General features: G+C 66.2%; 22 protein-coding genes. 11 read left to right on the forward strand and 11 right to left on the reverse strand.

Translation table 11 applies throughout. The features are described 5' to 3' along the window. Nucleotides 1–3: 3 nt before the first annotated feature. The 3 genes from ACODTW_RS06430 to ACODTW_RS06440 are packed head-to-tail and all read right to left on the reverse strand — an operon-like array spanning nt 4 to nt 2,051. Nucleotides 4–426, reverse strand: a complete 423-nt coding sequence (locus ACODTW_RS06430) for a DsrE family protein (RefSeq protein ID WP_488945130.1) — start codon at nt 424–426, stop codon at nt 4–6. 18 nt (nt 427–444) lie between these two features. Next, entirely contained in the window at nt 445–1,242 is a 798-nt protein-coding gene (locus ACODTW_RS06435; RefSeq protein ID WP_488945131.1) for a HesA/MoeB/ThiF family protein, read from the reverse strand. Nucleotides 1,243–1,250: 8 nt separating this feature from the next. Continuing rightward, the gene (locus tag ACODTW_RS06440; RefSeq protein ID WP_488945132.1) at nt 1,251–2,051 is read right to left on the reverse strand and encodes a TSUP family transporter; all 801 of its coding nucleotides are present in this window, start codon (nt 2,049–2,051) and stop codon (nt 1,251–1,253) included. 141 nt (nt 2,052–2,192) lie between these two features. Between ACODTW_RS06440 and ACODTW_RS06445 the strand changes: the two genes are divergently transcribed. The 7 genes from ACODTW_RS06445 (at nt 2,193) to ptsP (ending at nt 6,961) form a co-directional block, all read left to right on the forward strand. After that, nucleotides 2,193–2,435, forward strand: coding sequence for a type II toxin-antitoxin system Phd/YefM family antitoxin (locus tag ACODTW_RS06445; RefSeq protein ID WP_488945133.1), 243 nt, complete (start codon nt 2,193–2,195; stop codon nt 2,433–2,435). Continuing rightward, a complete protein-coding gene (locus ACODTW_RS06450; RefSeq protein ID WP_488945134.1) occupies nt 2,435–2,839 on the forward strand; it encodes a type II toxin-antitoxin system VapC family toxin in 405 nt (134 codons plus the stop codon). The genes ACODTW_RS06445 and ACODTW_RS06450 overlap by 1 nt, the downstream gene beginning before the upstream one ends. A 148-nt stretch (nt 2,840–2,987) precedes the next feature. Further along, nucleotides 2,988–3,482, forward strand: coding sequence for an HPr kinase/phosphorylase (locus ACODTW_RS06455; RefSeq protein WP_488945240.1), 495 nt, complete (start codon nt 2,988–2,990; stop codon nt 3,480–3,482). Further along, nucleotides 3,479–4,423: an RNase adapter RapZ gene (rapZ, locus tag ACODTW_RS06460; RefSeq protein ID WP_488945135.1), complete on the forward strand. Its 945-nt coding sequence runs from the start codon at nt 3,479–3,481 to the stop codon at nt 4,421–4,423. Before ACODTW_RS06455 ends, rapZ begins: the two co-directional genes overlap by 4 nt. Further along, complete coding sequence (locus tag ACODTW_RS06465; RefSeq protein ID WP_488945136.1) at nt 4,420–4,824, forward strand: PTS sugar transporter subunit IIA; 405 nt, start codon at nt 4,420–4,422, stop codon at nt 4,822–4,824. Before rapZ ends, ACODTW_RS06465 begins: the two co-directional genes overlap by 4 nt. A 20-nt stretch (nt 4,825–4,844) precedes the next feature. Beyond that, nucleotides 4,845–5,138, forward strand: coding sequence for an HPr family phosphocarrier protein (locus tag ACODTW_RS06470; RefSeq protein ID WP_488945137.1), 294 nt, complete (start codon nt 4,845–4,847; stop codon nt 5,136–5,138). A gap of 23 nt (nt 5,139–5,161) precedes the next feature. Continuing rightward, nucleotides 5,162–6,961 (forward strand): phosphoenolpyruvate--protein phosphotransferase, encoded by a 1,800-nt coding sequence (ptsP, locus tag ACODTW_RS06475; RefSeq protein WP_488945138.1) that lies wholly within the window; start codon nt 5,162–5,164, stop codon nt 6,959–6,961. A 129-nt stretch (nt 6,962–7,090) separates the two neighbouring features. Here ptsP and ACODTW_RS06480 read toward each other — a convergent pair whose 3' ends face one another. From ACODTW_RS06480 to hisB, 7 genes are all read right to left on the reverse strand, one after another. Continuing rightward, nucleotides 7,091–7,447: a histidine triad nucleotide-binding protein gene (locus ACODTW_RS06480; protein ID WP_488945139.1), complete on the reverse strand. Its 357-nt coding sequence runs from the start codon at nt 7,445–7,447 to the stop codon at nt 7,091–7,093. Between the two features lie 41 nt (nt 7,448–7,488). Then, complete coding sequence (locus tag ACODTW_RS06485; protein WP_488945140.1) at nt 7,489–7,815, reverse strand: phosphoribosyl-ATP diphosphatase; 327 nt, start codon at nt 7,813–7,815, stop codon at nt 7,489–7,491. Between the two features lie 301 nt (nt 7,816–8,116). Next, the gene (gene hisF, locus ACODTW_RS06490; RefSeq protein WP_488945141.1) at nt 8,117–8,890 is read right to left on the reverse strand and encodes an imidazole glycerol phosphate synthase subunit HisF; all 774 of its coding nucleotides are present in this window, start codon (nt 8,888–8,890) and stop codon (nt 8,117–8,119) included. A 4-nt stretch (nt 8,891–8,894) separates the two neighbouring features. Next, the gene (gene hisA, locus ACODTW_RS06495) at nt 8,895–9,623 is read right to left on the reverse strand and encodes a 1-(5-phosphoribosyl)-5-[(5-phosphoribosylamino)methylideneamino]imidazole-4-carboxamide isomerase (protein ID WP_488945142.1); all 729 of its coding nucleotides are present in this window, start codon (nt 9,621–9,623) and stop codon (nt 8,895–8,897) included. Continuing rightward, a complete protein-coding gene (locus tag ACODTW_RS06500; protein ID WP_488945143.1) occupies nt 9,620–10,222 on the reverse strand; it encodes a GNAT family N-acetyltransferase in 603 nt (200 codons plus the stop codon). The genes hisA and ACODTW_RS06500 overlap by 4 nt, the downstream gene beginning before the upstream one ends. After that, nucleotides 10,219–10,869: an imidazole glycerol phosphate synthase subunit HisH gene (gene hisH / locus ACODTW_RS06505; RefSeq protein ID WP_488945144.1), complete on the reverse strand. Its 651-nt coding sequence runs from the start codon at nt 10,867–10,869 to the stop codon at nt 10,219–10,221. Before hisH ends, ACODTW_RS06500 begins: the two co-directional genes overlap by 4 nt. A 55-nt stretch (nt 10,870–10,924) precedes the next feature. Further along, nucleotides 10,925–11,557, reverse strand: a complete 633-nt coding sequence (gene hisB / locus ACODTW_RS06510; protein ID WP_488945145.1) for an imidazoleglycerol-phosphate dehydratase HisB — start codon at nt 11,555–11,557, stop codon at nt 10,925–10,927. Nucleotides 11,558–11,698: 141 nt separating this feature from the next. On the opposite strand from hisB, the gene ACODTW_RS06515 reads away from it, so the two are divergent. The 3 genes from ACODTW_RS06515 to hslU all read left to right on the forward strand — a co-directional run bounded on the left by ACODTW_RS06515 (nt 11,699) and on the right by hslU (nt 14,920). Beyond that, the gene (locus ACODTW_RS06515; RefSeq protein ID WP_488945146.1) at nt 11,699–12,970 is read left to right on the forward strand and encodes a YajG family lipoprotein; all 1,272 of its coding nucleotides are present in this window, start codon (nt 11,699–11,701) and stop codon (nt 12,968–12,970) included. 61 nt (nt 12,971–13,031) lie between these two features. After that, nucleotides 13,032–13,592 carry an ATP-dependent protease subunit HslV gene (gene hslV / locus ACODTW_RS06520; RefSeq protein ID WP_488945147.1) on the forward strand — a complete coding sequence of 187 codons (561 nt, stop codon included), beginning with the start codon at nt 13,032–13,034 and terminating at the stop codon, nt 13,590–13,592. Beyond that, the gene (gene hslU / locus ACODTW_RS06525; protein ID WP_488945148.1) at nt 13,592–14,920 is read left to right on the forward strand and encodes an ATP-dependent protease ATPase subunit HslU; all 1,329 of its coding nucleotides are present in this window, start codon (nt 13,592–13,594) and stop codon (nt 14,918–14,920) included. The genes hslV and hslU overlap by 1 nt, the downstream gene beginning before the upstream one ends. A 173-nt stretch (nt 14,921–15,093) precedes the next feature. On the opposite strand, the gene ACODTW_RS06530 is transcribed toward hslU, so the two are convergent. Beyond that, nucleotides 15,094–15,858, reverse strand: coding sequence for an SDR family oxidoreductase (locus ACODTW_RS06530; RefSeq protein ID WP_488945149.1), 765 nt, complete (start codon nt 15,856–15,858; stop codon nt 15,094–15,096). Between the two features lie 132 nt (nt 15,859–15,990). On the opposite strand from ACODTW_RS06530, the gene ACODTW_RS06535 reads away from it, so the two are divergent. Continuing rightward, a complete protein-coding gene (locus ACODTW_RS06535) occupies nt 15,991–16,902 on the forward strand; it encodes a LysR family transcriptional regulator (protein ID WP_488945150.1) in 912 nt (303 codons plus the stop codon). The last annotated feature ends 106 nt before the right edge of the window (nt 16,903–17,008 follow it).

Raw genomic sequence — 17,008 nt, forward strand, 5'->3', positions numbered from 1 at the left:
GTTCTAGATGAAAACCAGCTGGTCGCCCAGCCGCACCAGGCCCAGCAGGGTGACCATGCCGGTCGTTTCCACCGACAGGTCGGGGCGCAGCTGCGGATCGCGGATGCCCAGCGCGCGCCAACCCATCTCGCAGGCCAGGAACAGAGCACCCAGCTCGGCACAGGCCGACAGCAGCTCGTTCAGGGTGCCGACGCCGCGATGGGCCAGGGTCGCCTCCCGCGCTTCCGGGCTGGTGCCGTCATCGGAGAAATCCAGCCGCTTCCACCCGTCACGGTCCAGCAGCGCCGGCAGGGCGCGGCCTGTGAAGAACAGGGTCACCCGCCGGCCGGTGGCCACGGCGGCGGCGGCCATGACCAGGGCGTAATGCACGCGGTCATAGCCGCCGGCCTGGATGACCAGGGCCAAACCGGGGTTGGTATCGGACATGGGCCTTGCTCCACGGGATCAGAACGGGTGGTGCGACAGATCGGGATAGGCGGGATGCGTGCCGCAGACCGGACAATCCGGGTCGCGGCGGATCTTCACGGTGCGGAAACTGGTTTCCAGCGCCGAATACATCAGCAGCCGGCCGGACAGGCTGTCGCCGATGCCCAGCAATTCCTTCAGCACCTCCACCGCCTGCAGGCTGCCCATCGATCCGGCGAGCGCGCCCAGCACCCCGCCCTCCGAACAGGACGGGATCATGCCCGGCGGCGGCGGTTCGCGGAACACACAGCGGTAGCAGGGATGCGGATCACCCAGATGCGCCTTGAAGGTCGATAATTGCCCGTCAAAGCGCAGCATCGCCGCGCTGACCAGGGTCTTGCCCGCCAGGTAGCAGGCATCGTTGAGCAGAAAGCGCGTGGCGAAATTATCGGTACCGTCGGCCACGACGCCATAGCCGCCGATAATGTCCATGACATTGGCCCGGTTCAGGCGGGTCTTGTGGATTTCCACCTTCACATCGGGATTGATGGCATTGATGCGGGCGGCGGCACTTTCCACCTTGGGCGTGCCGATTCGGCCTGTGTCATGGATGACCTGACGCTGCAGGTTCGACAGATCCACGACATCATCATCGACGATGCCGATTCGCCCCACCCCGGCCGCCCCCAGATAAAGCAGCAGCGGCGCCCCCAGCCCCCCGGCCCCGACGATCAGCGCGGATGAGGACAAAAGCGTCGACTGTCCCTCCCCCCCGACTTCCCGCAGCATGATATGGCGGGCATAGCGGTCGATCTGGCTGTCGGTCAGGTCAAGCATCAGGTCCCTCAGGCAGCGAGCAGGTCGCGGACGAAAACATATAGAGGGTGGTCAGGCTGCGCCACCAGTCGGATGGTCATACCCAGACAGACCAGCACCAGCAAGGGTCGCACCAGCTTCGCCCCAAAGCGGATGGCGGCGTGGCTGCCGGCCCAGGCGCCCGCCATCTGCGCCACGGCCATGATCAGCCCGGCCTTCCACACGATCTGTCCGCCCAGCGCGAAGACACCCAGGCTGACAACATTGCTGGTGAAGTTCAGCAGCTTGGTATTGGCCGTGGCCCGGCGCATGTTCATGCCCAGCAGCGCCACGCAGCCCAGCGCGAAAAAGCTGCCTGTACCCGGCCCGAAGAACCCGTCATAGAAGCCGACGCCGAACCCGATCGTCAGGCTGAAGGCCGGCAGGGACAGGCGCGCCCTGGCCTCCACATCGCCGACACGCGGGCTGAACAGGAAATAGACGGCGATGGCGACCAACAGGATGGGAATGACCGTGGTCATGAAGCCCGACCCCGTCATGCGCACCGTCAGGGTCCCGGCCGCCGCACCCGCAAAGACGCAGGCGACCGGCAGGGCCATGGCCCGCAATTCGATCTGTCCCGCCCGCCAGAAGGTGGCCGTGGCCATGGCCGTGCCGAAACTGCCCTGGAACTTGTTGGTGGCCAGCGCCGCCGCCGGCGAGATGCCTGCCGACAGCAGGGCCGGAATGGTGATCAGCCCCCCGCCGCCTGCGATGGCATCGATGAAACCGGCCAGAAGGGCGGCGACGCCCAGGAAGACCAGCAGGTCGGGGGACAGAAGTTCGGCCAAGATCGGTTACCGTTCACGGTTGCAGCCCACCCCTTGATAGGCCGAACCCCCGAAGGGGGGAAGCGCTTGACGTTCGAAGCGGCGTGATCCACGCTTCGGAAAGATACAACCGGTCAGAACAACTGGTTAGAAGGCGGGATCATGCGTGAAGTCCAATCCACGGAAGCCAAGGCCCATCTGGCGCAGTTGCTGAGCGACGTGGAGCGGGGGGAGACTATTGTCATTACCCGCCACGGACGTCGCATCGCCCGTCTGACGCCGGAACCCGAAGATGGGGGGGAGCGGCGACGGGCCATTACCGAACTGCGGGCGCTGGGCCGAGAAAATGGTGCCATGTCGGTGACGGATATCCTATCGGCCAAGCATGAAGGGCATCGCTACTGATGCCGTTCATTCTTGATGCCTCCGTCGCCGCCGGCTGGGCGTTCGATGACGAGACCTTGCCGCTGCCTCGCATAGCCCTGGATCGTTTGGAGAATGACCGGGCCATGGCTCCAGCGCTCTGGTGGTTCGAGATATTGAACATCCTGACCGTCAACGAACGGCGGGGGCGATTGTCCCAGGCCACGGTCACGAAATTTCTGAATCTGGTCAGAAAGCTGGGGATCGAGATCGATCGTGATCCGGATGAGGGGGTGATACTGTCACTGGCCCGCATTCATCGACTGACCGCCTATGATGCCGCCTATCTTGAGCTGGCATTGCGTCTCGACCTGCCTTTGGCGACCCTCGACCGGGAGTTGGCCGATGCCGCATTGCGGGAAGGTGTCTCGCTGCTGAAGGCCTGATCCGCTTTCCCCCTCGCCCCGCGCTCCCGCGTTTGCTAAGAAGGTTGTTCCAGTCGAACTCGGGCGGGATGGCGGGAATGCCGGAAGATGTGCGGATGGGCTGCCGGACGTTGCCTTCCACGGCCATTGATCCCATCTGTTGGTGACCATGGTCCAGGTACATGCAAGCTGTGTCGCCATTGACGGCCAGGCCCTGCTGCTGCGGGGCCCGTCGGGGGCAGGCAAGTCCGATCTGGCGCTGCGCCTGATCGACGAGGGGGCCGCCCTTGTGTCCGACGACCGGGTTGATCTGATCCGCGACGAGGATGGCCTGCTGTTGGCTTCCTCCCCCCAGCCCATTGCCGGGCTGATGGAAGTGCGGGGCCTGGGCGTGCTGCCCGTCCCGGCGGTGGACATCGCCCCTCTGGTCCTGATCGTCGATCTGGACGGTGAGGGGGAGCGTCTGCCCGAACCGACATTCGAGATTCTGGCAGGCGTGACCCTGCCACGCCTGCGCCTGGACGCCTTCCACGCCTCCACCCCCGCCAAGCTGCGTCTGGCCATGGCGGCATTGGCCAAGGGCTGGCCGCTGGTCCCGGGGGAAACCGCGTGGCGCGCGCTGGCCGCCCCTCGTCCCGCGCTGCCGCCGGGGGGGCGGGCATGACCGGTCCGTCGCCCCTGGGCCCTGATGGCCGGCTGCCTGTGGTGGTCGCCACCGGCATGTCCGGGTCGGGCCTGTCCACGGCCATGAAATGCCTGGAGGATCTGGGCTATGAGGCGGTGGACAATCTGCGCCTGTCGCTGCTGCAGCCGCTGGTCAGCCAGCCACATGACCGGCCCCTGGTCATTGGCATCGACAGCCGTACCCGCGATTTCAACGCCCAGCAGCTTCTGGCCGAGATTGCCACGCTGCGCGCCCGGCCGGATCTGAAGGTCCGGCTGCTGTTCCTGGACGCGCATGCCGACGCGCTGCAGCGCCGCTATACCGAAACGCGCCGGCCGCACCCGATGGCGGCCGACCGGCCGGTACTGGACGGCATCGCCACCGAACGTGTGCTGATGCAGCCCCTGCGCGACGCGGCGGATGATGTGGTGGATACCACCAATTTCTCCGTCCATGATACGCGCCGGCACCTGTCCGGCCTGTTCCGCCTGGATGGCGGGCCGGGCCTGACCATCTTCGTCACCAGCTTTGCCTATCGCCACGGTGTCCCGCGTGAGGCGGATCTGGTGTTCGATGTCCGGTTCCTGGACAATCCGCACTGGGACAAGAACCTGCGCCCGCAGACGGGGCTGGATCGGCCGGTGGCGGATTACATCACCCGCGATCCGGACTATGCTGAATTTTTCGGCAACCTGACCCGGTTGCTGGAACCGCTGCTGCCCCGCTATGTGCGGGAAGGCAAGCATTACCTGACCATCGCCGTCGGCTGTACCGGCGGGCGGCACCGGTCGGTCTTCATCGCCCACGGTCTTGCCGATTGGTTGAAGGACCGGGGATACAAGGTGGGCGAGGCGCATCGCGATCTCGACCGCAAGGAGCAGGCCCCGCCTGTGCCCGAAGATCGGGCGGCGGCCGGCGCAAGCTTGAGGGAAAGCGCATGATCGGCTTGGTTCTGGTTACCCATGGCAGGCTTGCCGTGGAATTCATTGCCGCCCTGGAACATGTGGTCGGCCCGCAGAAGCAGGTCTGCGCCGTGTGCATCGGCCCGGAAGATGACATGGAGCAGCGGCGCAACGACATCCTGGCCGATGTCGCCAAGTGCGATGCCGGCGACGGTGTCGTGGTGCTGACCGACATGTTCGGCGGCACGCCCTCCAACCTGGCCATCTCCATCATGGACCGCGCCAAGGTGGAGGTGATTGCCGGCATGAACCTGCCCATGCTGATCAAGCTGGCCTCTGTCCGTAAGACGGGCGCCGACCTGAAGACCGCCGTCGCCGCAGCGCAGGAAGCGGGGCGCAAATATATCAACGTGGCCTCGGCGCTGCTGTCCGACGGCTGAGTTCAGGATAAAGACCCGGAATGAGCGAAAGCACCCTGCCGCCCGACGCGTTGTCGCGCACCGTCACCATCCGTAACCGCCGGGGCCTGCATGCCCGTGCCGCCGCCAAATTCGTGCGGTTGGCCGGCGAATATGACGCGCAGGTGGAGGTGGAACGCTGTGACACGGTGGTGTCGGGCGTATCGATCATGGGACTGATGATGCTGGCTGCCAGCATCGACACCACCATCGATATCCGGACCGCGGGACCGCAGGCGCAGGAGGTGCTGGAGGCGCTGACGGCCCTGGTCGATGAGAAGTTCGGCGAAGACTAAGAAATTTCGGGGGGAACCCGCCCATGACGTCGCGATACCATCCGCCCCATGTCGGCGCGGGGGACGGCAGCACGGCTGAACGCGTGCTGCGCGGCCTGGGCGTGTCCGCTGGCATCGCCATCGGCCCGGCCCATGTCATGGAAGCCGGTGCCATCCAGGTGCCCGAATATTGCGTGGCCGAGGATGGTGTGGCCGACGAGGTGGCGCGCTTCCACACGGCTGTGGAAAAGGCCCGGCGCCAGCTGGGCAAGCTGAAGGCCAAGGCCGGGTCGCTGCCGGCCGAAACGGCGGCCGACATTGCCATCCTGCTGGACGCGCACCAGGCCATGCTGTCGGGATCGCGCCTGATCCGCGGTGTGGAACGGCGCATCCGCAGCGAACGGCTGAATGCCGAATCGGCGGTCCAGCAGGAAATCGCCGTCCTGGCGCAGAGCTTTGCCGCCATGGACGATGCCTATCTGGCCGCCCGCGTGGCCGATGTGCGCGAGGTGGGGCGCCGCCTGATCCGCAACCTGATGGAAACGCCCTATCAGGCCTTCTCCCGCCTGCCCGACGGCGCCATCATCCTGGCCGAGGAACTGTCGCCTGCCGATACGGCCCTGCTGGACCCACGCCGCATCGGCGGCTTCGCCACGGTGCTGGGCGGGGCGGAGGGGCACACGGCCATCATGGCCCGATCCTTGAGCCTGCCGGCCGTGCTGGGGGCCGCGGGGCTGCTGCAGGGGGTCGAGACGGGCGATTTGGTCGTCGTCGACGGGCGCGCGGGCCGGGTGCTGGTCAACCCGTCAGAGGATGTGCTGGCCGATTACCGGCAGCGTCAGGCCCTGTGGCGGGCGGAACGCGAACAGCTGAAGGCGCTGGGCAGCCTGCCGTCGGTCACGCGCGACGGTACACCGGTCAGCCTGAGCGCCAACCTGGAGCTGCCGCGGGAGCTGGACGGCGCCCGCGATGCGGGGGCTGCCGGTGTCGGTCTGCTGCGCACCGAGTTCATCTATATGAACCGCGACGACCTGCCGGGGGAGGAAGAGCAGTACCAGATCCTGCGCGATCTGGTCATTGCCATGGAAGGGCGGCCGGTCACGGCCCGCACCCTGGATGTGGGCGGTGAGAAGCTGGCCGGGGCCCTGGCCGACCGCTTCGCCACCCCGGCCAACCCCGCCCTGGGTCTGCGTGCCATCCGGCTGGGGCTGAAGGAGCCCAAGCTGCTGGAAACACAGCTGGCCGCCATGCTGCGCGCCGGGGCCCATGGGCCGCTGCGTATCCTGGTGCCGATGATCAGCCAGCCGTCGGAAATGCGGAAGGTGCGCGAATTGATGCGCGCCGTGGCCCGCCGGCTGCTGCGCCGGGGCCATGCCATTGCCGATCCGCTGCCGCCATTGGGGGCGATGATCGAGATACCCGGTGCGGCCCTGGCGGCCGACAGTCTGGCCGCCGTGTCCGACTTCTTCGCCATCGGCACCAATGACCTGATCCAGTACACGCTGGCCATTGATCGCGGCGATGAACAGGTCGCCTATCTCTACGATCCGTTGCACCCGGCGGTGCTGCGGCTGGTTCAGTTCACGGTGGAGGCCGCGGGCCGGGCCGGCATTCCCGTGTCGGTCTGCGGTGAAATGGCGGGCGATCCGCGCTATGCCGCCATGCTGCTGGGCCTGGGCGTGCGGGAACTGTCGATGGCGCCCGGCAACCTGCCCCTGGTCAAGCGCCGCGTGCGCGGCCTGGACCTGAACGAGGCGCGGCGGCGGGCCGGCATGATCATGAGCCAGACCGACAGCGGCCGCATCGCGGCCCTGCTGGATGATTTCAACGAGGCGCTGGGCTAAGGCCGCCGGATGGCGGCGGCCTTAGCCTGAGGGACCACAAACAGGCCGGCGACCGCCGGCCCGCGACCGCGTGGTCGCGTAAGCCAAGCCGCCGGATGGCGGCGCCCGGCGCCTGAGGGCGCAAAGCAATTACGCCAGCAACTTGCCCAGCGGACGGCCGCCGACGATGTGCAGGTGGAAATGCGGTACTTCCTGATGGCTGTCGGGACCATGGTTGGCCAGCAGACGGTAGCCGCTGTCATCCAGGCCCGCCTGACGGGCGACCAGACCGGCGGCGCGCATAAAGCCCGCGATCTCTTCCACCGTGGCCTGGGAGCTGAAATCGGCGAAGCTGACGAAGGGCCCCTTGGGGATCACCAGGATATGAACGGGCGCCTGCGGATGGATGTCGTGGAAGGCCAGGGCATACTGGTCCTCATAGACCTTCTTGCAGGGGATTTCCCCGCGCAGGATGCGGGCGAAGATATTGCTGCGATCATAGACCAAGGTGCCGTTCCTTCCGCTGTTGTTCCCTTGCCGCCCGGCCGTCAGGCGGGCTTGCGGTTTTTCTTTTCCTCGATCCCGCTGACGCCCTGGCGTCCTTCCAGGATGGCGTAGACATCGGCGGGCCGCACCCCGGCGTCGGCCCAGAGCACCAGCAGATGGTAAAGCAGGTCGGCCGATTCCGATGCCAGTTTTTCAGGCGTGCCGGCTATGGCCTCGATCACGGTCTCCACCGCCTCCTCGCCCACCTTCTGGGCGATCTTGGCGCGGCCGCGATGGAACAGCCTTGCTGTGTGCGAACTGTCCGGATCGCCGCCCTTGCGCGACAGGATGGTGGCGTAGAGATCGTCCAGGATGGCTTGGGTCGGCATGGATACTCCTGCTTCCAACGGCTCTTTGTTCGTCATGCCGGTGATGAACGATGAGGCGCCAGGTTAAGCTATCGACAATTCGTTTCCCGGCCCTTCTCCCGTCACCCCGGCGAAAGCCGGGGCCCAGCGTGAGGCGCGGTCAGCGCCGATATAAGTCTTATCGCGGCAGACGCCACTCTGCGCTGGGTCCCGGCTTTCGCCGGGATGACGGGGAGAGAACTGAACGGGTTTACGACGTCCTTATCTTAGCACCTGCGGAATTGTCACCGGAATGACGACACAAACACAATAAAAGCTCAGATCAACTCCGTACCGGGATCCCCGCCTTGGCCATGTGTTCCTTGGCCTGAGCGATGGTGTAGGTGCCGAAATGGAAGATGCTGGCGGCCAGCACGGCCGAGGCATGGCCCAGTTTCACCCCATCGACCAGATGGTCCAGATTGCCCACCCCGCCCGAAGCGATGACGGGGATGGTGACGGCGTCGGCCACGGCGCGGGTCAGTTCCAGGTTGAAGCCCTGCTTCGTCCCGTCCCGGTCCATGGAGGTCAACAGGATCTCACCGGCCCCGTACTCGGCCATGCGCTTGGCCCATTGCACGGCGTCGATGCCGGTGCGGTTGCGGCCGCCATGGGTGAAAACCTCCCAGCGCTGCTCCCCATCGGGCCCGCGTTCCACCTCCTTGGCGTCGATGGCGACGACGATGCACTGCGCGCCGAATTTCTGCGCCCCTTCGCGCACGAATTCGGGGCGGTGGACGGCGGCCGTGTTGATCGACACCTTGTCGGCGCCGGCCAGCAGCAGCTTGCGGATATCTTCCACCACGCGCACGCCACCACCCACGGTCAGCGGCATGAACACCTGCTCGGCCGTGCGTCGAACCACGTCATAGATGGTGTCGCGGTTGTCGCTGCTGGCCGTGATGTCCAGAAAGGTCAGCTCGTCGGCACCAGCCGCGTCATAGAGGCGGGCCTGTTCCACGGGGTCGCCGGCATCGACCAGATCGACGAAGTTGACACCCTTGACGACGCGGCCGTCCTTCACGTCCAGGCAGGGGATGATGCGGGCCTTCAGCATGGGCTCACTCCCCGCGCAGGATGGCCAGCGCCGCGGCCGGGTCGATACGCCCGTCATAAAGCGCGCGGCCGGAGATGACACCGTTGATGCCGGTATGTTCAACGGCCTTCAGCGCCTTCAGATCGGCCAGGGAGGAAACGCCGCCGGAGGCGATGACGGGCGTGGTCAGGTGGCTGGCCAGATCGGCCGTCGCTTCCACATTCACCCCGCCCAGGGCGCCGTCGCGGTCAATGTCGGTATAGATGATGGCGGCCACACCGCAATCCTCGAACTTCATGGCCAGATCCAGGGCCTTCAGCTCGCTGGTCTCCGCCCAGCCTTCCACGGCGACATAGCCGCCACGGGCGTCGATGCCCACAGCCACGCGGCCGGGGAAGGTCTTGCAGGCCTCCTTGACCAGCGCCGGGTTCTTCACGGCCACGGTGCCCAGGATGACGCGGGTCAGGCCGCGTTCCAGCCAGAAGCCGATGGTCGCCAGATCGCGGATGCCGCCGCCCAGCTGCGTCGGCAGCTTCACACGGCGCAGGATGGACTCCACGGCGGCCCCGTTCACGGGCGATCCGGCAAAGGCGCCGTTCAGGTCGACCAGATGCAGCCATTCGAAGCCCTGGGCCTGAAACGTTTCCGCCTGGGCGGCGGGGTCGGTGTTGAAGATGGTCGCCTGCTCCATCTCGCCGCGCAGCAGGCGGACGGCGTTGCCGTCCTTCAGATCGATGGCCGGGTAAAGGATCATGTCGCTTGCTCCGTCACGGCGGCGGCATCGGCCTTGTCCTCGGGCCGTTCCAGCACCTTGAAATAGAAATGGCCGGCAATGGTCCGGCCCTTGGCGCGGGCATAGTGCGGGTGCGTGCCCCAGCGCGTGAAGCCCATATGGTCGTAAAGCGTGATGGCGGCGCGCTGCGTCTCGCGCACATCCAGGTTCAGGATGCCGAAGCCCAGCTCGGTGGCGCGGTCGATGACGGCTTGGGTCAGCCTGCGCGCCATGCCATGCCCGCGCGCCCAGGGGGCGACGAAGCTGGTGGTCAGGTTGCAGGCGAAGGCCTGCGCCTCGTTATTGCGGGTGGGCCGGATCAACTGGGCGGACCCGGCGATGACCCCATCCAGTCGGCCGACGAACAGGGTCCGTTCCGGCACGGCCAGCACGCCCTTCCAGTACCGTTCCATCACCTCGCGGTCGGGCGGGGTGACCCAGCCGAAGCCGCCGCCATCGATGATGGCCGCCTCTGCCGCGTCGCACAGATCATACAGGTCGGACCGTTTCAGCTCCGTCACCCGTTCGACGCTGATGGTGCTGTGGGAGCCCGCCAGCGGGTTGGGTATATCCGCGTTCATGGCCGCCACCGCAGGAAATTGCCGATGATCGACAGGCCGGCGGCCTGGCTTTTTTCCGGGTGGAACTGCGTGCCCACCAGATTGTCGCGACCGACGATGGCGGGGAATTCCCCGCCATAATCGCAGGCCGCCAGCACCAGGGCCGGATCAGCCACCTTCATGGCATAGGAATGCACGAAATAGGCATGGGTGCCCGGCGCGATGCCGGCCAGCACGGGATGGGCCGGCGTCTTCACGATCAGCTCGTTCCAGCCCATATGCGGGATTTTGAAGGACGTATCGGACGGCACCAGTGCCTCCACCGTCGCGTCCAGCCAGCCCAGGCCCGGATGCACGCCATGTTCGACGCCGGCTTTGGCCATCAGCTGCATGCCGACACAGATGCCCAGGAAAGGCACGCCCTGGCGGATCACGCGGTCGGTCAGGGCGTCGACCATGCCGGGCACGCCGTCCAGCCCGGCCTTGCAGTCGGCAAAGGCACCGACGCCGGGCAGGACCACGCGGTGGGCCCGGCGCACGATGTCGGGGTCGTTGGTGGTGACGATCCGGGCATGCAGCCCGCCATCGGCCACGGCGCGTTCCAGCGCCTTGGCGGCGGAACGCAGATTGCCGGAACCGTAATCGATCAGGGCGACGGTGTCGGTCATGTCGCAAACCCAGGACGCGAACGGAACGGGAAGGGGCAGTGGGATGCCGGGTCGCTTACAGCGACCCGCCCAGCACACCCTTGGTGGACGGCACGGCATCGGCCTTGCGCGGGTCGATCTCGACCGCGGCGCGGAACGCCCGGGCCAGGGCCTTATAGCTGCTTTCCACGATATGGTGATTGTTCTCACCATACAGGTTTTCGACATGCAGCGTGGCGCCGGCGGCCTGGGCGAAGGCCTGGAACCATTCCTTGAACAGTTCGGTGTCCATGTCGCCCAGCTTGTCGCGGGTGAAATGCACCTTCCAGATCAGATAGGGACGGTTCGACAGGTCGATGGCGACGCGGGTCAGCGTCTCGTCCATGGGGATCAGCGCGTCGCCATAACGCTGGATGCCCTTGCGGTCGCCCAGCGCCTTGGCCACGGCCTCGCCGATGGCGATGCCCGTATCCTCGGTCGTATGGTGGAAATCGATATGCAGGTCCCCCACTGCCTCGACCTCCAGGTCGATCAGCGAATGTCGCGACAGCTGTTCCAGCATATGGTCCAGGAAACCGATGCCGGTGGACACCTTGTAGGAACCGGTGCCGTCCAGGTCGACGGCGACACGGATGCGGGTCTCCTTCGTCGTGCGTTCAACAACGGCACGGCGCGGGGAACGGGCGGGGGTTGCAGTCTCGTTCGACATAGGAATTAGGTATCAACCTCCCTATGCCCTGTCCACCCGACCAGTTTGCAAGGCAGGGGACGGCAGGGCGCGCGGGGGCTGGACGGGTCCCTGATTATAATTGTAAATATTGATGCCCAATCCCCTTTTCGATTGTGTCCCATGCGGCGTGCCGGCGGTTCGATCCTTGTCGTTTGCCTGCTGGCGCTGTCGGCGTGCGGCAGCGACCCGGTGCCAGTGCGCCCTGTTACCGCCGCCCGGCCCGTGTCGCTGACGGTGGGCAAGGTGCAGGTGGACCTGCCGGCGGGGCATGTCGCCGGTTCCTATGGCTTCGGCCTGTTCTGCCTGCCGCCCTATAATGATGTGCTGTGGATCACCGAAACCCGCATGCCGGCCGTGCTGGGTCAGGCGGCACGCGACGGACTGACCGCGGCGGGAATGCGCCCGACGCCGGGGACGGCGCGGGTACTGACGGGGCGGCTGGTTGATGTGCATCTGGACCTGTGCCGCCGCACCGATTTCTGGTTCGGCAAGTCAGTGGGCACCACGGGGGAAGCCAGCGTGCGCATCCTGTGGGAACTGGCTGATCCGCCCGCCGCCCCCCGGCAGTGGCAGACGGACGGCAAGGCGGAAATCGACACGCCGGCGCTGGACAAGCGCTATGACATCATTCTGCGCCAGGCCGTGCTGGATGCGGCGGGAAAGCTGGCGGCCCTGCCGGATTTCCGGGACGCGGCGACGGCACCGCCGCCAGTTGTCGGCGGATTTGTCCCGGCGGCAGCGACCGTCCGGACAGGCGCCCTTGTCCCGGCGGTGCCGGCCCCCCCGGTTGTTGTGGCTGGCCCTGACGATGCGGAAAAAGCTGATCCCGCGCCGCCCCCCGGCTCCCCCCAGGCGGCCGGTGCGGCCCTGGTGAGGCATGGAGAGGTGACGGGGATCATCATCGATGCCGGCGGGCTGGTCCTGCTGCCCGATACGGGTTCGGCCCTGCCTGATCCGGTGCCGCTGACCCTGGCGGATGGACGTACCCTATCCGCCGCCGTGAAGGCGCATGGCTTTGGCTTCCATCTGCTGGCCCTGTCCGACCCGCCCGCGGCCATCGCCTCCGCCCGGCGGCAGCGACCAGCTGTCAGCCAATGGCTGTTCCGGCCGGGGCGCGACGGGGGGCCCGTCGGCATGGTGGCGGCCCATACGGGGCCGGAACGCAGCCAGGGCCGCCAAGTGCCCAGCCTGCTGGTCGACCTGGACCCCGACCTGTCGCGTGATCCGCCCTGGTTCCTGGTCGACGGCGAAGGACGGCTGGCGGGCCTGCGCATGGGCCGGCCGCTGGCGGGGGAGCCCGCATCCTATGTCGCCCCGCCGGGGGTGTTGTCCTGGCTGCGCGGACAGGTGGTTCCATCGGAGCCGGGGGGAACGGTCACCCTGTCGCCTTGACGGGGGCGCCCGCCTGCCCACATAGCAGGGGACCAATCCCCCTATCCGGGCAGTATTCCTGATGAACGGCAATTCCAATCCCCACGATCCCATCCAGTGGCATGGCACCACCATCATTTCCGTCCGCAAGGGCGGGCAGGTGGTCATTGCCGGTGATGGTCAGGTGTCGATGGGGCAGACGGTGATGAAATCCAACGCCCGCAAGGTCCGCCGCCTGGCCGGCGGGTCGGTCATGGCCGGGTTCGCCGGGGCCACGGCCGACGCCTTTGCCCTGTTCGAACGGCTGGAAGCCAAGCTGGAACAACATCCGGGCCAGTTGACGCGCGCCGCCGTCGAAATGGCCAAGGACTGGCGCACCGACCGTTACCTGCGCCGGCTGGAAGCGCTGATGGCCGTGGCCGACAAGGATGTGTCGCTGGTCATCACCGGCAATGGCGACGTGTTGGAGCCGGAGGACGGTATCATCGGCATCGGGTCCGGCGGTTCCTACGCCCTGGCCGCTGCCCGCGCCCTGATCGATATCGACGGGCTGGACGCGGAGACCATCGCGCGCCGCGCCATGAAGGTGGCGGCCGATATCTGCGTCTATACCAACCATTCCGTCACGCTGGAGAAGATGTGATGACCAGCACCGCCACCGCCTTCTCCCCGCGCGAGATCGTTTCCGAACTGGACCGGTTCATCATCGGCCAGAATGAGGCCAAGCGCGCCGTCGCCATTGCGCTGCGCAACCGCTGGCGCCGGCAGCAATTGACGGGCCAGATGCGCGAAGAGGTGTACCCGAAGAACATCCTGATGATCGGCCCCACGGGTGTGGGCAAGACGGAGATCGCGCGCCGTTTGGCCAAGCTGGCGCAGGCCCCGTTCGTGAAGGTGGAAGCCACCAAATTCACCGAAGTGGGCTATGTCGGCCGCGACGTCGAACAGATCGTCCGCGATCTGGTGGAAGCCGCCATCGTCATGACCCGTGAGCGTCTGCGAAAGGAAGTGGCAGCCAAGGCCGAACTGCATGCCGAGGAACGCGTGCTGAACGCCCTGGTGGGCGACACGGCCAGCCCGGAGACGCGCAGCAAATTCCGCAAGATGCTGCGGGAAGGCACGCTGAACGACAAGGAGATCGAAATCCAGGTCGCCGACAATGCCGTCCCCGGCATGCCCGCCTTCGACGTGCCCGGCATGCCGGGTGCCCAGATGGGCATGGTCAATCTGGGCGACATTTTCGGCAAGGCCTTTGGCGGCGGTCGCACCAAGACCCGCAAGATGAGCGTGTCGGAAAGCCATGAGGTGCTGATGGCGGAGGAAAGCGACAAACTTCTGGACAATGAGAAGGTGGTGGCCGAGGCCATCCATGCCGTGGAACAGAATGGCATCGTCTTCCTGGATGAAATCGACAAGATCTGTGCGCGCAGCGAACATCGCGGCGGCGGCGACGTGTCCCGCGAAGGCGTGCAGCGCGACCTGCTGCCCCTGATCGAAGGGACGGTCGTGTCCACCAAGCATGGCGCGGTGAAGACCGACCATATCCTGTTCATCGCGTCCGGCGCCTTCCACATCGCCAAACCCAGCGACCTGTTGCCGGAATTGCAGGGCCGCCTGCCTATCCGCGTCAACCTGCAGCCGCTGACCCAGGCCGATTTCCGCCGCATCCTGACGGAGCCGGAATGCAGCCTGATCAAGCAATATGTGGCCTTGCTGAAGACGGAGGAGGTGGATCTGGTCTTCACCGACGACGCCATCGACGAACTGGCGCGGCTGGCGGCGGAGATCAACCGTACCGTGGAAAATATCGGCGCCCGCCGTCTGCACACCGTCATGGAGCGATTGCTGGAGGAAATCAGCTTCGCCGCGACGGAGAAAAGCGGCCAGACCATCAGTGTGGATGCCGATTATGTCCGCACGCAACTGGACGGGCTGGCCCAGAACACAGACCTGTCCAAGTTCATCCTCTGACGGGGAAAAGGGGCGGGCTTGTCGGCGCCCGCCCCCATCGACACCATGGAACTGACGGTCCCCGCCACCGACCGAATGTCGCTGCTCCCATCCGGCACCAACCACATGTGACGCGGAACCCCGGTCGATGGTGGCCGGACCCTTCCCGTGACGATCGGGAATTGACCGGCGGATCAGCCGCGCGACACCGACAGGCCGCCATCGACCAGACTGGCCGTGCCGGTGACGAAGCTGCTGTCGTCCGACGCCAGGAACAGGGCTGCCTTGGCCAGTTCTTCGGGCTGACCGGCGCGTTTCAGGGCGTGCAGGTTGTTGATGAAGCTCTGCGCTTCCTCGGTGCTGTTGGCGGTGCGGTACATCTCCGTTTCCACGGCACCCGGCAGCAGGGCGTTCACGCGGATGGCCTTCGGCCCGTATTCGGTGGCCAGCGCCTGGGTCAGGCCGATCAGGCCGGACTTGCTGGCGGCATAGGCGGCCATGCCGGCAAAGGCGGCCGTATAGCCCACGAAGGTCGAGGTGAAGATCACCGAGCCACCGCCATTGGCTTCCATCGCCGGGATCTGGTATTTGGCCCCCAGGAAGGCGCTGGTCAGGTTGACGGCCAGGGTCTGGTTCCAGCCTTCAGCGTCGATGCCGTCGGTGGGGCCCATGGCGCCCAGCGTGCCGGCATTGTTGAAGGCGATATCGAGCTTGCCGAAGCGGCCGACGGCCAGATCAACCAGGGCCTTGGCGAAACTTTCGGACTGTACGTCACCAGCCAGCGCCACGGCCTCGCCGCCGGCGGCCTGGATTTCGGCGACCAGACTGTCCAGTTCGGCCTGGCGGCGGGCGCCAACCACCAGCTTCGCGCCCTCGGCGGCGAACAGGCGGGCGGTGGCGCGGCCGATGCCGGCGCTGGCGCCGGTGATGATGGCGACTTTGTTCTGCAAGCGGTTCATTTTCAGGTCCTCCGGTTTGGGGGGCGCCGCATCGGCGCCGTTCATGATTGGACCCTACGCCCCATGAAAACTTTCATCGACGGCATGAAAATGGTTCTATCATTCAGTTTTCATGAATGATTGAGGCCAGCCATGGACCGGTTGCGGGCGTTCGAGGTGTTTGTGGCCGTCGTGGGCAAGGGCGGCTTTGCCAAGGCGGCCGAGGCGTTGAACACCTCTCCCGCCAATGTCACCCGCTATGTGGCGGAGTTGGAGACCTATCTGGGTGTCCGGCTGCTTAATCGCACCTCGCGCCGGTTGTCGCTGACGGAAACGGGGCAGGCGCTGTTCGACCGGGGGCGCGCCATCCTGGACGAGGTGGCGGAACTGGAAGCGCTGGCGGGTGCGACGAGTATGAACCCGCGGGGACGCCTGCGCATCAACGCCCCTGTCAGTTTCGGCATCCGGCATCTGGCGCCACTCTGGCCACGTTTCATGGCCCTGCATCCGGATGTGATGCTGGACGTGTCGCTGATCGACCGTGTCGTCGATATCGTGGAGGAAGGCTTCGACATGGCGATCCGCATCTCCCGCGCTGGTCCCCAAAGCCATGTTGCCCGGCGGCTGGCGGTTTCCCGCAATATTGTCTGTGCGTCGCCGTCCTATCTGGCGCGCCATGGTCATCCGGAAAGCCCGGCCGACCTGGCGGCCAATCACCGGTGCATCCTCTACACGCATGCACTGACACCCGATGAATGGCCGCTGACGGGTCCGGACGGCAGGGAAGAGGTGATCCGGGTCAACGAGGCGATGTTGACCAATAACGGCGACACGGCCCGTCTGGCGGCCCTGGACGGGATGGGCATCATCCGCCAGCCGACCTTCCTGATCGGGGATGATCTGCGCGCCGGCCGGCTGGTCCCGCTGCTGCCCGGTTTCAGCCTGCCTGACATCGATGTACTGGCCGTCTATCCCACCCGCCGCCATCTCAGCGCCAAGGTCAGGGTCATGGTGGATTTCCTGGCCGATGCCTTCAAGGGCACGCCGCCCTGGGATCGGAACTGACCCCGGCTTTCCACCGGCATGCCACGGGCCGCTCGTTCATTTCAGGCCGCTCATAATTTGCGATTGATTCTCATTATGAATCTTGATAGTCAGTTGCGAGTGGTTC

The organism is Niveispirillum sp. FG148, assembly GCF_057809655.1.

Excerpts from the sequence above, each read along its gene's own strand:
- hisB (WP_488945145.1), bottom strand. The coding sequence starts at position 11,557 with ATGTCGAACGAGACTGCAACCCCCGCCCGTTCCCCGCGCCGTGCCGTT.
- ACODTW_RS06470 (WP_488945137.1), top strand. The coding sequence starts at position 4,845 with ATGAGCGAAAGCACCCTGCCGCCCGACGCGTTGTCGCGCACCGTCACC.
- hslU (WP_488945148.1), top strand. The coding sequence starts at position 13,592 with ATGACCAGCACCGCCACCGCCTTCTCCCCGCGCGAGATCGTTTCCGAA.
- ACODTW_RS06515 (WP_488945146.1), top strand. The coding sequence starts at position 11,699 with ATGCGGCGTGCCGGCGGTTCGATCCTTGTCGTTTGCCTGCTGGCGCTG.
- hslV (WP_488945147.1), top strand. The coding sequence starts at position 13,032 with ATGAACGGCAATTCCAATCCCCACGATCCCATCCAGTGGCATGGCACC.
- ACODTW_RS06445 (WP_488945133.1), top strand. The coding sequence starts at position 2,193 with ATGCGTGAAGTCCAATCCACGGAAGCCAAGGCCCATCTGGCGCAGTTG.
- ACODTW_RS06450 (WP_488945134.1), top strand. The coding sequence starts at position 2,435 with ATGCCGTTCATTCTTGATGCCTCCGTCGCCGCCGGCTGGGCGTTCGAT.
- hisH (WP_488945144.1), bottom strand. The coding sequence starts at position 10,869 with ATGACCGACACCGTCGCCCTGATCGATTACGGTTCCGGCAATCTGCGT.
- ACODTW_RS06500 (WP_488945143.1), bottom strand. The coding sequence starts at position 10,222 with ATGAACGCGGATATACCCAACCCGCTGGCGGGCTCCCACAGCACCATC.
- hisA (WP_488945142.1), bottom strand. The coding sequence starts at position 9,623 with ATGATCCTTTACCCGGCCATCGATCTGAAGGACGGCAACGCCGTCCGC.
- ACODTW_RS06430 (WP_488945130.1), bottom strand. The coding sequence starts at position 426 with ATGTCCGATACCAACCCCGGTTTGGCCCTGGTCATCCAGGCCGGCGGC.
- ptsP (WP_488945138.1), top strand. The coding sequence starts at position 5,162 with ATGACGTCGCGATACCATCCGCCCCATGTCGGCGCGGGGGACGGCAGC.
- ACODTW_RS06465 (WP_488945136.1), top strand. The coding sequence starts at position 4,420 with ATGATCGGCTTGGTTCTGGTTACCCATGGCAGGCTTGCCGTGGAATTC.
- ACODTW_RS06535 (WP_488945150.1), top strand. The coding sequence starts at position 15,991 with ATGGACCGGTTGCGGGCGTTCGAGGTGTTTGTGGCCGTCGTGGGCAAG.
- ACODTW_RS06530 (WP_488945149.1), bottom strand. The coding sequence starts at position 15,858 with ATGAACCGCTTGCAGAACAAAGTCGCCATCATCACCGGCGCCAGCGCC.
- ACODTW_RS06435 (WP_488945131.1), bottom strand. The coding sequence starts at position 1,242 with ATGCTTGACCTGACCGACAGCCAGATCGACCGCTATGCCCGCCATATC.
- ACODTW_RS06485 (WP_488945140.1), bottom strand. The coding sequence starts at position 7,815 with ATGCCGACCCAAGCCATCCTGGACGATCTCTACGCCACCATCCTGTCG.
- hisF (WP_488945141.1), bottom strand. The coding sequence starts at position 8,890 with ATGCTGAAGGCCCGCATCATCCCCTGCCTGGACGTGAAGGACGGCCGC.
- rapZ (WP_488945135.1), top strand. The coding sequence starts at position 3,479 with ATGACCGGTCCGTCGCCCCTGGGCCCTGATGGCCGGCTGCCTGTGGTG.
- ACODTW_RS06455 (WP_488945240.1), top strand. The coding sequence starts at position 2,988 with ATGGTCCAGGTACATGCAAGCTGTGTCGCCATTGACGGCCAGGCCCTG.